The sequence below is a fragment of the Candidatus Pseudothioglobus sp. uisw_070 genome (genome assembly GCF_059512545.2).
In genome coordinates, this window is sequence record NZ_CM183456.2 from 1,185,487 (window position 1) to 1,199,391 (window position 13,905).

Below are 13,905 nucleotides of genomic sequence, written 5' to 3' on the forward strand. Positions count from 1 at the left end.
CCCTTAATTTTAAACCATTTAAAGAGCACAGTAAATGTCAACTATCCTATCAAATCGTGTACAAAAAGTTAAACCTTCTGCGACTATGGCTGTCAGTGATAAAGCTAAAGAATTAAAATCACAAGGAATACAAATAATTTCAATGGGATCGGGTGAGCCAGACTTTGATACTCCTGTAAATATTCAAAAAGCGGCTATTACTGCAATTGGCTCTGGAGATACAAGATATACCCCAGCTGACGGAACTGCAGAGCTAAAAAAAGTAGTCTGTGAAAAATTTAAAAGAGAGAATGGATTAGATTATTCCTTAAATGAAGTAATGGTTTCTTGCGGTGGTAAACAGGTTTTTTATAACCTCTGTCAAGCAATCCTTAACGAGGGTGATGAAGTCATCATACCAACTCCTTACTGGGTTTCATATCCTGACATGGCTATTCTCGCTGATGCAACTCCTGTCTTTATTGAGGCTGGATTAGAGCAAGACTTTAAAATAACTCCAGACCAATTAGAAGCTAGCATTACGGATAAATCCAAACTTTTTGTTCTTAATAGCCCCTCTAACCCAACAGGCTCAGTTTATAGTGAATCAGAAATTAAAGCCCTTGGTGAAGTTTTGAAAAAATACCCTCAAGTTCTTACTATAAGCGATGATATATATGAGCATATAAGATGGGGTGATGATGATTTCGTAAATATTGCAATGGCGTGTCCAGAGCTTAAAGATAGGGTTGTAATTCTTAATGGTGTGTCTAAAGCATATGCAATGACTGGGTGGAGAATTGGTTATGCTGCTGGACCTGAAACAGTAATTAAGGCAATGAAAAAAATTCAAGGACAGTCAACCTCTAATCCAAGCTCAATTTCTCAAGCTGCTGCTCTTGAAGCGATTTCAGGCGAGCAGTCATTTATATCAATGATGGTTGAGGCTTTTGAGCGTCGCCATGAGTTTCTAGTTGATAGTTTGAATGCTATAGATGGAATTGAGTGCCCAAGATCTGGTGGAGCCTTCTATTCTTTTCCTAAAGTTCAAGGATTAATTGAAAGAATTGGTCTTAAAGATGACGTTGAGTTTTCAACTTATTGTCTTGAAAAGCTTAGTTTGGCTGTTGTTCCAGGTTCTGCCTTTGGAGCGCCAGGTTACGTTAGGCTATCTTTTGCAACCAGCATGGATAACATTAAATTATCGGTTGAGAAATTAGCAAGCATCTAAACATATAATTGCTTATATATTTTTGCTTGACATCAAAAATTTCTTAAGATAACCTCTACTAATCTTAATTGGAGATAAATTATGCTAGATAAAAGAAAATTCTATATCAATGGTCAATGGGTTGAACCATCAACTAAAAATGACTTTGACGTCATCAATCCTTCTGATGAAACAGTTTGTGCAGTGATTTCTCTCGGCTCACAAAGTGATACCGATGCAGCAATTGCAGCTGCAAGAGCAGCATTACCAATGTGGTCTGCCTCAACAAAAGCAGACAGAATAGCACTACTTGAAAGACTTTATGCAATCTATGAAAGAAGAATGGATGACATGGCTGAAGTCATTTCGATTGAAATGGGAGCACCTATTGACTTTTCTAAAGCATCACAGGCGCCTTCAGGAACAAGTGCTATTGAAGATTTTCTTAACCAACTTAGAAAGTTTGAGTTTGAAGAACAACTTGATGACTCAGACAATCAATTAATTTATGAACCAAAAGGTGTTTGCGCACTAATTACCCCATGGAACTGGCCAATAAGCCAAGTAGCTCTAAAAGTTATACCCGCAATTGCTGCTGGATGCACTATGGTTTTAAAGCCTTCAGAGCTTGCTCCTTTAGACTCAATGATTTTTGCTGAAATGCTTGAAGAGGCTGGTTGTCCAGCAGGAGTATTTAACCTTGTTAATGGAGATGGTATTGGTGTTGGAAGTCAGCTGACTTCTCACCCTGATGTTGATATGGTTTCTTTCACAGGCTCAACAAGAGCTGGCGCACTAATTTCTCATAACGCTGCTGACGACTTTAAGAGAGTTGGATTAGAGCTTGGAGGTAAAGGAGCCAATATTATTTTTGCAGATGCAGACGAAAAAGCTGTTATTAGAGGCGTAAGACACTGCTTCAATAACACGGGTCAATCTTGTAATGCTCCTACTAGAATGCTCGTTGAGCGCTCAGTTTATGATCAGGCAGTTGCGATTGCTAAAGAAACTGCAATCTCTACAAATACTGATATTGCTTCAAAGTCTGGAAAGCATCTAGGTCCCGTTGTATCCCAACTTCAATTTGATAAAATTCAAGTGTTAATTCAGGCAGGCATTGATGAAAATGCAACCTTGGTCGCTGGAGGGACTGGAAAGCCCGAAGGACTAGAGACAGGTTATTTTGTAAAGCCAACTATCTTTGCTGATGTTAATAACCAAATGACGGTTGCAAGAACTGAAATTTTTGGACCCGTCCTCTCCATGATTCCATTTGATACCGAAGAAGAGGCAATTAAAATTGCAAATGACACGCCATATGGCCTTACCAATTACGTTCAAACTCAAGATCAAGAAAAAGCAAAAAGAGTGTCTAAAAAATTGCTGTCTGGGATTGTAGAAGTTAATGGAAAAAGCTCTGCAAGTGGCGCCCCATTTGGTGGCTATAAGCACTCAGGTATTGGGCGTGAAGGTGGCTCTCTCGGTCTTAAAGAGTTCATTGAAGTCAAAGTAGTTACTGGCTGGAGTTAATTAGATAGCTTGATATTGAATGGCTTTAAAAAAAATTGCCATTGGTGGAATTAGCACAGAGTGCAGTAGTTATTCACCCCTATATCAAAAGAAAGACGACTTTCAAAGTATCCAAGGTCAAGCATTGCTTGACCTTATTGATTTTCCCTTTAGTGAATTTGACATAAAGCCTTATCCACTATTCTTTAACAAGTCAGTTCCTGGCGGCCCTATTGATAGAGAATACTTTACTCAAATAAAATATCAATTCATTGAGGATATTCTCTCTCTAGGAGATCTAGATGGGGTTCTTCTATTAATGCATGGTGCAATGTATGTTGATGGTATTGAGGACCCAGAAGGAGAGTGGATTGCGTCAGTTCGCAAAGAAGTTGGGCCAAAATGCATAATTTCAGTAAGCTTTGATTTGCATGGTCAGATGACCAATCAAATTATTAGTAATATAGATGCTTTTGCAGCTTTTAAAACTGCACCTCATATTGATGTCAAAGAAACTTATCAGCGGTCATCAATGATGCTTTGTAAGGCCCTTAATGAAAACTATAGGCCCTATGTTCTCTGGTCAGCAATACCAGTTTTAGTCTCAGGAGAAATGTCTTCGACATTTGTAGAGCCTTGCCAATCAATCTATGAAAGTCTTGATCTTTATAATCTAGAATCTAATATCCTCGACTGTAATCTAATGATTGGTTACGTTTGGGCAGATACTAAAAGAGCCACAGCTTCTTCTATTGTGACTTGCACTGATGAAAAATCTGGCGCTATCATCTGTAAAAGTATTGCTAATCTCTACTGGGATAATCGAAAAAAACTAAAATATGGCATGAAATCAGGAGATATTCATAGCGCTCTTGAGTTTTGTAAGGATGATTTTTCAATAATTGCAGATAGTGGTGATAATCCTACTGCAGGAGGAGTTGGAGATAGAGCTGATATTCTAAAAGCAATCTTAGAAGCTGATTTAAAAGAAACTTTGATTGCAGGTATTGCATCAAAATCAGCCTATGATGAACTAAAAAAAGGAAATCAATTTACTATTGGTGGTACATTTGGTGGGGGTGGACCTTCATTAATACTAACTGCTGATAGCGTCTATTTTCAAAATCAATGCGCAATAGTTAAAGTAAATAAAACAACAATTGTGGTAACCAAGCTGAGAAGGCCATTTCATAAGCTTAAAGATTTTACTGATTTAAAAATAAATCTACGTAGCTTCCAGTTACTCATTGTTAAATCTGGATATCTTTCACCAGACCTTGAAAATCTTTCAGTGCCTTCATTTATGGTTTTGTCTGATGGCGCTGTAAATCAAGAATTAAGCTCAATTTCCAATAAGCAAAGAAATAGAAAGATCTATCCATTTCAGGACTTTTATGACTTTACTCCTGAGGCAAGTAATGGCAAATCAATTATTCGTTAATTGCACCCATAATACTGCTAATAAGTAACTGCTCATTCCACTGATTTGGTCCTGCGCCAACTCTTACAACAACCATATCCTTTGAAGGAATAACATAACACCTATTTGAATTATATCCTTCTAACGCAAACATATCTTTTGGAAGCCCTGGCCATCTTGTTCCATTTGAGTTAGTCCAAAAAGTATATCCATAGTCAGGATTTAAATTTTGTGAAGATTTTGTTGCTTTATCAATCCACCAACTCGGTACAACTTCTTTACCATTCCATAATCCTTTCCGCATCAATAAGTAACCAAATCTTGCCAGCTCTCTGGCAGAGATATGAAGGCCAATATGAGCACTAGTGTGGGGACCAATAAATTGACCACCTCCAAGAATATCCCAACTAGCATTTTCAATACCTATTTGACTGAATACTTTTTCCTGCATATAGTCATGGATTTCTTGTTTCATAATGGATTTAAACAATATTGATAAATGAGCCATTGCAGGATCACTATAATCCCAAATTGTTCCAGGCTCACCGACTAGAGCATCTGTTTTTTTACCATATCGATTTTCGCTAAAACCAAGTGCATGCTCAAAAGGACCACTATCAATTTTTGTGGGTATCCCAAATGCTAGTTTAGCTTCTCCAGCGATGCCAGAGGTCATACTAAGCAAGTGCCCAATAGTTATTTTTTCTTTAAGCTGATCAGTTAGCTTAGTATTATTTGGCAAAAAAGAGTAAGCAGAACTTTCTAGGCCCACTTGGACATTATTTGGAAGCGTACCTTGTCGACTTTCCTCCAACAAAAGACCCCATGCTATTCCAGTAAATGATTTTGTGCAAGACCAAACATCAAAGCGACTTCCAGGAAGAGTCATAAAGCTATAGTGCTCTTTAATTAGGTAGCCATTTTTGATTACTGCTATTCCAGATGCGTACGTATCAAAAAAGAATTTATAACCCTCAATAATAGCGTCTAACTTGCCCAAATTCATATTAGTAAGATTTTTTATTTCATTCGAATCTTTGAGGAATCGCCAGCCATTATTTGACTCTGATTGAGGAAAATAATTATTATTGAGAGGATTTGAAATTTTCATTCTTTAATTTTACTTCGAGTTAGTAAACAAATTCTTTAAGTACTCAAAAATATAAAGAGCTCTTTTTGGCCTCTTTTTTATTACTACTACTTATGTTAAGATTTAAAAAAAATTTATAAAGGGGGGTATATTATGACTTTAGCTACAGTTTATAGAATTAACGGTTTAATTGGCCTACTTTGGGCTGCATCTTTTTGGTTTGGGACTGATATGATGGCAGCGTCTTATAACTGGGAAGTAACCTTTCCAATGGTTACAATGGCACAATATTTAGGGATGTCATTCCTATTCACTGCGGTAATTTTTATAATGCTTCCAAACTGGACATCATCAGAGCAACTAAAAAAAGCGACTCCGACCGTTATAATTCTGCAACTACTAGCTATTTCACTTCAAGTTTTTCATATCACATCTGGCGTTATCCCTGCTGGAGGTATGCAGTACTTTGGAATTGGTTTAAGTAGTTTAATTATTATCCTTTTCTATTGGAAATCTCGTGCCTAAATATTAATTTGTTCTATCATAATGCTCAAAAGGAGGTCATAATTGACCTCCTTTTTTAATATCTAACAATAATACTTGAACTCTAAGCAAATCTTATTAGCTCTTATTGTTCCTATTACCTGGGGCTTAGGGTTTACTCTAGCCAAAATTGGAATGGAGCAGTTTCCAGCTCTCCTTATCATGACAATTCGCTTTGGTATTGCAGGTTTAATTCTTGTTTGGTTTACAAAGCCACCATGGGGTCATATGCGTGAAATTTTTGTTGTTGCACTTATTGGCTCAACCATTCAATATGGTCTTACCTACAATGGTCTCAAAGGTATTGATGCCTCTACTGCAGCAATCCTAGTTCAGCTTGAAGGTCCAATTTTAGCAATTATGGGGGCATTTCTATTAAAGGAAAAGCTTGGTATTACTAGGGCATTAGGAATGGGGCTTGCTTTTATTGGCGTCCTGATAATTACAGGAGAGCCCAGACTAGATGGTCACCTTGACAGCGTTATATTATTAATTGCAGGCTCTGCTGTATGGGCGGTTGCACAGATAATGATTAGCCGACTTAAAGACCTCTCAGGAATTACCATATTAGCCTGGGTTGCAGTCATGGCTACCCCACAAATGTTTGTAGCATCTTTACTAATTGAAGATGGACAGTGGCTTGCAATAACAACTGCTAGCTTCATTGACTGGTCAATTATTCTATACTTAGCATTGATTATGACTATATTAGGTTATAGCGTTTGGTATCACTTATTAAGCAGTGTGGATGTAAGTAAAGTATCGCCTTTTTTAATGCTACTTCCAATTACCTCAATTATTGCGGGAATAGTTCTTCTTGATGAAAAATTAACTTCCTCAATGATACTGGGAGGTTTGTTAATTATGTCTGGGGTTGCCAGCACACTTATTAGTTGGAACTGGCCAAGGAAACAAATTAACTTGTAACTATAATTTATTTATAAAATGGATCAACTGACTCAAATTGTGTTGTTAATTTTCTGACCCATTTAGAGAACATAACTCCCTTGTTAAGTTGCATAGAATTATTATCTGGTCGAGAATTTTTCACCTCATCTCCATTTAATGGAAGCTCCATTTGTTCTTGAAGAAATTTAGATTCTTTATCTAAATCTTTTCTTAAATCTTTTAATTTATTAATCACACTACTTTCTGACATTGACTATCACTCCTAATTAAAGTTAATTTACTTATCGCGCTTTTTGAGCTTTCCTTTAGAATTTTTTAAGGAAGCCTTGAACTTGCTATCCCATTTCTTACTTAGCTTTGATGAAGTGAGATCTTGATAATCAACACCACTAATATCTTTAAACTCAGAAATTGCATCTTCCATAGCTGTTTCAAATACGCCTGAAAGAGTCATGCTATATCCAAACTGTTCTGCAGCAGTTGCAGCTCCTTTAAACGCCTCAAAAATAGGTCTACGAATTCTTACGCTAACCACTCTCTTTTCATCCTCTTTTTGATTTTTTGTAACGTATTTACCCATCTAAAGATTTATTAATTTACTAACTAATATGAAGTATACACTTTTTGTATACTTTATGTATTAATTAAAGTAATCTTTATGTATACAAAATTAATTGCAAGATTTTTATATATTTCGAGATATAATTCATCCATCTAAAAAAATAAGTTAAGTAAATGATCAATATTAATTCTTTAGATAAGCTCATCGAAGATAGTGAAAATGAGATTCTAAATATCCGTCCAGATACTGAAAAAAAGATTATTTGGGCAAATCAAAATAAAGTAAAGACAAAAATTAGTCTTATATTTATTCATGGCTTTTCAGCAACCAGAGCAGAGCTTGATCCAGTTATTGAAATGCTTGGCAAAGAGCTCAATGCGAATATTTTTTTTACAAGGCTTAGAGGGCATGGTCTAGATGGTGAAGCCTTAGCTGAGGCTACCTTTGATGATTGGATGATAGATACGAAAGAAGCTATTGATATTGGTAATGCAATTGGGGATAGCCTTATCTTAATTGGTTGTTCTACAGGCTGTTCATTAATCCATGCCAATCTTCAATATTCAGAAAATGCTTTAGCAATTATTTATGTATCCCCTAATTTTGGACCAAAATCTTTTTTTGGACAACTTCTTAGAATTCCTGGAGCTGAGTGGTTTATTCCCTTCATTTTTGGAAAAGAATACTCCTTCGTCCCAAGAAATGCAGATCATGCAAGATGTTGGACGACAAGCTATCCTATAAAAGCATTATTTGCAGTAAAGGACTCAGTTGTTGCAGCCTATAAAGTTAAGCATATTAAGATTAAACAACCAGTATTATTTTATTTTTCAGATGATGATCAAGTCGTATCAGCTAAAGCCACACGTAAAATAATTTCTAAAATGGGTAATAATGTCTCTATTCACAATCCAATACTTACAAATACTGATGACTCATCACAGCATGGCGTTCTTGGAGATATTTTGAGCTCGTCTCAGACGAATAGTGGAGTTAAAAAAATTCTTAGCTGGCTAGAAAACTATATTTAGTAGCTACGCTTAATCTTCGCGCCCTTATAAAGTATTTCAGATAAGTTTTCTTCAGCAACTCTTCGCTGATTGACTGTTAAAGGATCCATATTGTATCTTGGGCGATCTAGCTCAATACTATTCATATCTTGCCTCTTTTGTCCTCTAATATGAGTCCATATATTCCTTCCAACTACCTGCTTTATTGATGGTGGTACATACGATTGAAGTGAAAAACCAATCCTTCTTTGATTGCTATTATTAGGCTGTGATCCATGGATGATAGCTCCATGGTGAATCGACATTTCACCAGGCTTCAATATTAGATCAACGGTCTTACTTTGATCCACATTTTTAATAGCTTGGCCCCTTGTTAGAATATTGTTATCTGCATAAGTATCCTCATGTTTTTGTATTGCTGATTTATGGCTACCTGAGATCATCGACATACAGCCTGTCTCTATGTTGCTAGGACTTAGCGCAATCCATGGTGTTGGAAAATCAAAGCTATCAAGGCCCATATAAGTTGCATCTTGATGCCAACTAACATACTGTTTAGAGGAGGGCTCTTTAATAAACATAACCGACGCCCAAAGAGCAATATCAGGGCCAATAAGATCTTCTATTGCGTCTACTATGGTTGTGTTATGGGCGAGCGCATCTAAAAAAGCAAATGAGAGATGTAAATTATTGCGACTCTCTGAATTAATTTCTTCAGGGTATTGCGCCTCTACTTCTTCAAGTTGAATTTTAATAGATAAGGCATCTTTTTCAGAAATAACTCTTATTGGAGATATAAAACCTTCATCATGATACTGCTCAATCTGTTTTTTTGTTAAAACTTTAGGCATTATTCTTATCCTATATGTGGATAGTAATTTATTCAAAAAATTTTATTTTATTACAAATATTTAAAAAATTTAACCTTGTTACTCCAATTCTTTATACTTAATAAATTAAATAAACTTCGATAATACTTATATGAATAATATTTTTACTAAACACCCCAATGAGTTTGGATATAACTACTTTCAACATCTCTGGGGGGCATGGAAATATTGTCTTACACTTTTAGGGCTTTTAATTATTGCGCTCATTCACTCTATTTTGCCATTTATTTTTCAAGAAACTGTTAGTAATAAAATTGTAAAGATGGCTGATGAACATAAAAATAAAATGATAAATTCTTCTAAAATTCATCAATAATTCACATAGGCTTGTCAAAAACTAATCTAAACTGCGCATAATGAAATACTTACTGACCATTCTTGCAGCTCTAGTTTTAAACACCTCTGCTTCAGCAGCAATGTCTCCTCGTTTTTATGAAACTGAAATTCTTGGTAATTGGATTTGTAAAGATACTTGGCCTGGGTATACCGCTTTAGAATTTATAAGATACAAGAAAGATGGTACCTGGAATAGTTTTGGTCAACTAATTGTTGACTTTCCAATCGAAGAGAATACAGTTAAAGTGAATTATAGTGCCCTTGGAACTGGAGTATGGGAAATTAATGATCAAAGCTTAGTCAGTATGATTGATTCTATTAAAGTTGTTAATAGGAACCATCCATGGCTTGATGAGTATTTTAATATGGAAGAACAATTTACTCTTAACGATAAAAGATCTGAAGAGATTATTGTCCTGTCTAATGATTATATTAATCTTCAGCCTTCAACTGGCAAGCCATACGAATGTTATAAGGTTGAAATATAACTAATCTTCTCGTTGATTGTATTTCTGAGCATTGCCCTTTGATAAATTAACTGGATATTTTTCAGCATTTTTCTTTAATTTATTCTTAATTGCTTCTTCAATATCAATTTCTAAGATGCTGCAAAAACGCAGAAGATACATCGCAATATCTGCCACCTCACTATTAATTTCTTGAATCTGTTTTTGATTAGGAGAATTAGATTCTTCTGGCTTTAGCCATTGAAAAATCTCAACAAGCTCTGAAGCCTCAACACTAAGAGCCATAGATAAATTTTTGGGGGTATGAAACTGCTCCCAATCCCTTTCAATTGCAAATTTTTTAAGCTGGTTTTGTATTTTAGATATATCCATATTTTTCACTCGATTGATTAGTAATTAAAATAATAAAAAAAATAAGTATACTTATTATGAGGCTTGAAATTACTCAAGCGTTCAATTAACTTTAAGGGGAATTTATATGGATATTCAAACTATTTGTCACATTTTTTTAATATTGTTTGGTGGTTTTTTTGCCTTTCAACTAACTTTTAACTCAAAAAAGTTTGCAATAGATCTTCGTCTGGACTCGCCACAAGTAACGTATGCACTTAAGCCAGCAGGATTTCTAATGGGCGGAACGGTTGCAATGCTTATTGTAACGTTTTTCCAAATTGGTATTTTTGAAAGAACTGATACACCAACATTATTAGTTGCAATGGGGTTTTTCTGTACCTTTGCATTTATTTGGAATATGGGTCTATTTTTAAAAGTTTGGCCAACGTTTGATGGTGCTGATCATCATATTAAGAATGCTATTAGGCCTTTAATTCCTTTAATAGTAATCATTATTTACTTCTGGGTATAAAAAATAGTTGCTTATTAAATAAAGCAGGTAACATACGATAATGATAATGATAATGATTATTATTTATAATAAGAAATAATTTAAATTTAGGAGGCAATATGTCAATATTTAAAACACAAGAAGCTGCACAAGAAGCAAAAGATATGGAGGCTTATGCAGCAACTATGCATGAAGATTTTCAATTTATCATGCACCTAGACAACTCAACTATGGATAAAGAAAAAACCATGGAAATGTTTACATTTATGATGAATAGTGATGATTTTGTAACTCATGACTCACGCTGCCTTTATGAAAATGATGAGGCTATGGTTACCCATGGCGTAATGAGCTTCCCTGACGGAACTAAAGAATCAGTTCTAGCCTTTATGCAAATAAAGGATGGTCAAGTCATACGTATGGAAACTGGTGCAACACTTCTTCCATAAGCATAATTAATCTCAAATTAAAGGCGCCTTTGGGCGTCTTTTTTGTTTAATATGTTGCTCAATAGTTAAGAATTATTTTAAAAATGCATCAAAAAAATCTTTGGCAAGACAATTCTAAAGAAAAAATTACTTTCAGTAATCTTAAAAAATCAATTACAACGGATTTAGTGATTATTGGTGGCGGCTTTACTGGCTGTTCAGCGGCCCTATTTGCAGCAAAGAATGGGCTATCAGTTACCCTTATTGATCAAAAGATTGGCTATGGCGGCTCGGGAAGGAATGTTGGCTTAGTTAATGCAGGCTTATGGATGCCTCCTGAAAAGGTCGAAAGTATCCTTGGATTAGAAGCAGGAGTTAAGCTTAATAAGGCTTTAGCAACAGCACCTGATTTAGTATTTAGTCTTATTGATAACTATGAAATTAATTGCAGCGCTAATCGCTCAGGAACGCTTCACTGCGCCCACTCTGAAAAAGGATTAAAAGATATTCAACTGAGGTTTAAACAGCTATCTGAACGTGGTGCTGAGTTAGAGCTTTTTGATAGACAGCAGACTCAGCAAAGAATAGGCTCTTCAAAGTTTTTTGGCTCTCTTTTTAATAAAAAAGCTGGAATTATTAACCCTCTAGATTATTGTCTTGGCCTGGCAAGAGCTGCTAAATCTTATGGCGTAAATATCTATGAGTCAACTATAGCAACTAACATTCAATCAGTCAATAATGATTGGCTAATCAAGACAGCTGAGGGCACCATTAAGGCAAAAATGCTTTTAATTGCTACAAATGCCTATCAAAAACCAATTGAAGGCCTAAATCCATCCAAATATACTTCTGTACAGTATTTTCAAGTCGCAACTAAATCTCTACCTTCAGATCTAGTAAAGTCAGTTTTACCCAATGGTGAAGGTTGCTGGGATACTGCTAGTGTAATGTCTTCTTTTCGACTCGATGCTGACAGTAGACTTATTATTGGTGGGATCGGAAACCTTGGTCATAGCGCCTCCAAGATTCACACTAATTGGGCAAGGAGAAAAATTGAGAGTCTCTTTCCACATCTTAAAAATATTGATATTGAATTTTGCTGGCATGGACGCATTGCCATGACAGGTGATCATATTCCTAAAATTCTAAGGCTAGGTAGTAATGCTTACTCAGTTTTTGGCTATTCAGGCAGAGGAATTGGACCTGGAACTTATTTTGGTAAGGCAGTAAGTGAATGCCTTATTAGTGGTGATGAAACCTCTTTGCCAGTTGATCCTTTGGATTATTATCAAGAACCTTTTTCTAAAATCAAGGCAGGCTTTATTGAGTTTGGCGCTACTGCAAGTCATTTACTTTGATTAGCATTTAGATTATCTTCTATCTATCTCTTCCAACCCCTTTAAAGCGCTGCTTAGTTGTAAACCATGCGCCAAGATCTAAAAATGGTTTTGGTGGAAGCCATTTAGCTTTCTCAAGAGCAAGACAATCATTAACAATAGCAGATTTTTTTCCGCATGCATACTCAGCTATTCCAATACCAAATGCGGTTCCTTTAGTAATTCCAGAACCATTGAAACAGCCTGCATAGTAGAGGTTATCTGAAAATCTCTCAAAGATATTAGTTTTATTAGCGCTCACACCTTCAACGCCTGAATATAAGAACTCAAATGGAACATGACTTAACTGTGGAAACCTATTATTAAATGCTTGTCGATGAATCTGTTGTCGGTTAATTAATTGCTTATCAGTTAATAGGTGGTGATTGTTATATTCAGCTGTGTTTCTTATTGCAATTCGGCCATCATCCGTTAATCTGATAGTAGCCCCGCCACTATGAAGCGACAGTATTCCCCATGATGATTCACTTCCCAGGGTATTAATCTCATCCTTGGCTAATGCACGAGTAATACTTCCAGAAAGCGTTACTCCAACTGCCCTTTGTTTAGGCTTTGCACCCTCAAAGGTTTCATAATTACAAGCCATTATGACTTGTTCAGCGGTAATTATTGCATCTGGAACTATGACCTTAACAGCCTTACCCAATGTCATCTTTAACACTGGTGTATTTTCATAAAGCTCAACATTACTTGGAAGATTTTTAGCCAATCCAAAAACTAATTTAGCGGGCTGCATTAATGCACCATTTTCAACTTTAACGCCCTTCTTATACCAACTCGTTCCTAGACGATTATGAATTTCCTGTTTAGAAAGAGAAGTGTGTCTAATGTCACGTTTTTTAAGATAGTTAATAAAATGATCACACTCAATTTCAGAGTTGTTATCTGCTGCAGTATGATAAATACCTGATTCTATCCAGTCACAATTGATGCTGTTATCTTTTACTAATGTACGAAGAGAATTAAGACCTACTTGATTAATTCGATCTACTCTTTGGTATTTTTCAAGTTGTGATTCTTGATAGGGACCTGAAAAATGGCTATGCGCAACAGCATAACCAGAATTTCTACCAGAAGCATTCTGGCCCAGCTCTCTTGCATCAAGCAAGATAATTTGATCTTTAGGGTTAATCTCTGCTAGCCTTCTTGCACAAGAAAGACCTGTAAAGCCAGCACCTATGACAAGCCATTTAGCTTCAAGGTTAGAAGTTAATTTAGGCTGAGATTGCCTAGCAGGAACTAAATCTACCCAACCTTTTGTTTCATTATCAAAAATAGGATTAGCTTGAGCCATAGAAATAATCTAACTTT

17 protein-coding genes are annotated in these 13,905 nt (G+C 35.7%); 11 read left to right on the forward strand and 6 right to left on the reverse strand.

Translation table 11 applies throughout. From position 1 onward, the window contains the following. Window positions 1-34 precede the first annotated feature (34 nt). The 3 genes from AC5YGD_RS05925 to AC5YGD_RS05935 all read left to right on the forward strand — a co-directional run bounded on the left by AC5YGD_RS05925 (window position 35) and on the right by AC5YGD_RS05935 (window position 4,139). On the forward strand, window positions 35-1,210 hold the full coding sequence (locus AC5YGD_RS05925) for an aminotransferase class I/II-fold pyridoxal phosphate-dependent enzyme (RefSeq protein WP_496141092.1): 1,176 nt from the start codon (window positions 35-37) through the stop codon (window positions 1,208-1,210). 81 nt (window positions 1,211-1,291) lie between these two features. Then, the gene (locus AC5YGD_RS05930) at window positions 1,292-2,719 is read left to right on the forward strand and encodes an aldehyde dehydrogenase family protein (RefSeq protein ID WP_496141093.1); all 1,428 of its coding nucleotides are present in this window, start codon (window positions 1,292-1,294) and stop codon (window positions 2,717-2,719) included. A 19-nt stretch (window positions 2,720-2,738) separates the two neighbouring features. After that, on the forward strand, window positions 2,739-4,139 hold the full coding sequence (locus AC5YGD_RS05935; RefSeq protein WP_496141094.1) for a M81 family metallopeptidase: 1,401 nt from the start codon (window positions 2,739-2,741) through the stop codon (window positions 4,137-4,139). Here the strand turns inward: AC5YGD_RS05935 and AC5YGD_RS05940 are convergent. Beyond that, window positions 4,129-5,229 (reverse strand): serine hydrolase, encoded by a 1,101-nt coding sequence (locus AC5YGD_RS05940; RefSeq protein ID WP_496141095.1) that lies wholly within the window; start codon window positions 5,227-5,229, stop codon window positions 4,129-4,131. The two genes, AC5YGD_RS05935 and AC5YGD_RS05940, sit on opposite strands and share 11 nt — an antisense overlap. A 132-nt stretch (window positions 5,230-5,361) precedes the next feature. On the opposite strand from AC5YGD_RS05940, the gene AC5YGD_RS05945 reads away from it, so the two are divergent. Beyond that, entirely contained in the window at window positions 5,362-5,733 is a 372-nt protein-coding gene (locus AC5YGD_RS05945) for a hypothetical protein (protein WP_496141096.1), read from the forward strand. Window positions 5,734-5,808: 75 nt separating this feature from the next. Beyond that, a complete protein-coding gene (locus AC5YGD_RS05950) occupies window positions 5,809-6,678 on the forward strand; it encodes an EamA family transporter (RefSeq protein WP_496141097.1) in 870 nt (289 codons plus the stop codon). Between the two features lie 7 nt (window positions 6,679-6,685). Here the strand turns inward: AC5YGD_RS05950 and AC5YGD_RS05955 are convergent, their stop codons facing one another. Both AC5YGD_RS05955 and AC5YGD_RS05960 read right to left on the reverse strand, forming a co-directional pair. Beyond that, window positions 6,686-6,910, reverse strand: a complete 225-nt coding sequence (locus AC5YGD_RS05955; protein WP_496141098.1) for a hypothetical protein — start codon at window positions 6,908-6,910, stop codon at window positions 6,686-6,688. Between the two features lie 27 nt (window positions 6,911-6,937). Beyond that, window positions 6,938-7,240: a hypothetical protein gene (locus AC5YGD_RS05960; protein WP_496141099.1), complete on the reverse strand. Its 303-nt coding sequence runs from the start codon at window positions 7,238-7,240 to the stop codon at window positions 6,938-6,940. Between the two features lie 155 nt (window positions 7,241-7,395). Here AC5YGD_RS05960 and AC5YGD_RS05965 point away from each other — a divergent pair, with 155 nt between their 5' ends. Next, the gene (locus AC5YGD_RS05965) at window positions 7,396-8,253 is read left to right on the forward strand and encodes an alpha/beta fold hydrolase (RefSeq protein WP_496141100.1); all 858 of its coding nucleotides are present in this window, start codon (window positions 7,396-7,398) and stop codon (window positions 8,251-8,253) included. Here the strand turns inward: AC5YGD_RS05965 and AC5YGD_RS05970 are convergent. Then, window positions 8,250-9,083 (reverse strand): phytanoyl-CoA dioxygenase family protein, encoded by an 834-nt coding sequence (locus AC5YGD_RS05970; protein WP_496141101.1) that lies wholly within the window; start codon window positions 9,081-9,083, stop codon window positions 8,250-8,252. The genes AC5YGD_RS05965 and AC5YGD_RS05970 overlap by 4 nt on opposite strands. A gap of 130 nt (window positions 9,084-9,213) precedes the next feature. On the opposite strand from AC5YGD_RS05970, the gene AC5YGD_RS05975 reads away from it, so the two are divergent. Further along, complete coding sequence (locus AC5YGD_RS05975) at window positions 9,214-9,438, forward strand: DUF6356 family protein (protein ID WP_416677273.1); 225 nt, start codon at window positions 9,214-9,216, stop codon at window positions 9,436-9,438. A gap of 40 nt (window positions 9,439-9,478) precedes the next feature. After that, window positions 9,479-9,946, forward strand: coding sequence for a hypothetical protein (locus tag AC5YGD_RS05980; protein WP_416651087.1), 468 nt, complete (start codon window positions 9,479-9,481; stop codon window positions 9,944-9,946). Here AC5YGD_RS05980 and AC5YGD_RS05985 read toward each other — a convergent pair whose 3' ends face one another. Then, window positions 9,947-10,297, reverse strand: a complete 351-nt coding sequence (locus tag AC5YGD_RS05985; RefSeq protein ID WP_496141103.1) for a MazG-like family protein — start codon at window positions 10,295-10,297, stop codon at window positions 9,947-9,949. Between the two features lie 106 nt (window positions 10,298-10,403). Between AC5YGD_RS05985 and AC5YGD_RS05990 the strand changes: the two genes are divergently transcribed. The 3 genes from AC5YGD_RS05990 (at window position 10,404) to AC5YGD_RS06000 (ending at window position 12,555) form a co-directional block, all read left to right on the forward strand. Further along, entirely contained in the window at window positions 10,404-10,790 is a 387-nt protein-coding gene (locus AC5YGD_RS05990) for a hypothetical protein (protein ID WP_496141104.1), read from the forward strand. Window positions 10,791-10,888: 98 nt separating this feature from the next. After that, window positions 10,889-11,218 (forward strand): nuclear transport factor 2 family protein, encoded by a 330-nt coding sequence (locus tag AC5YGD_RS05995; RefSeq protein WP_416694409.1) that lies wholly within the window; start codon window positions 10,889-10,891, stop codon window positions 11,216-11,218. 83 nt (window positions 11,219-11,301) lie between these two features. Further along, entirely contained in the window at window positions 11,302-12,555 is a 1,254-nt protein-coding gene (locus AC5YGD_RS06000) for an FAD-dependent oxidoreductase (RefSeq protein WP_496141105.1), read from the forward strand. A gap of 19 nt (window positions 12,556-12,574) precedes the next feature. Here the strand turns inward: AC5YGD_RS06000 and AC5YGD_RS06005 are convergent, their stop codons facing one another. Further along, complete coding sequence (locus tag AC5YGD_RS06005; RefSeq protein WP_496141106.1) at window positions 12,575-13,888, reverse strand: FAD-dependent oxidoreductase; 1,314 nt, start codon at window positions 13,886-13,888, stop codon at window positions 12,575-12,577. Window positions 13,889-13,905: the final 17 nt, after the last annotated feature.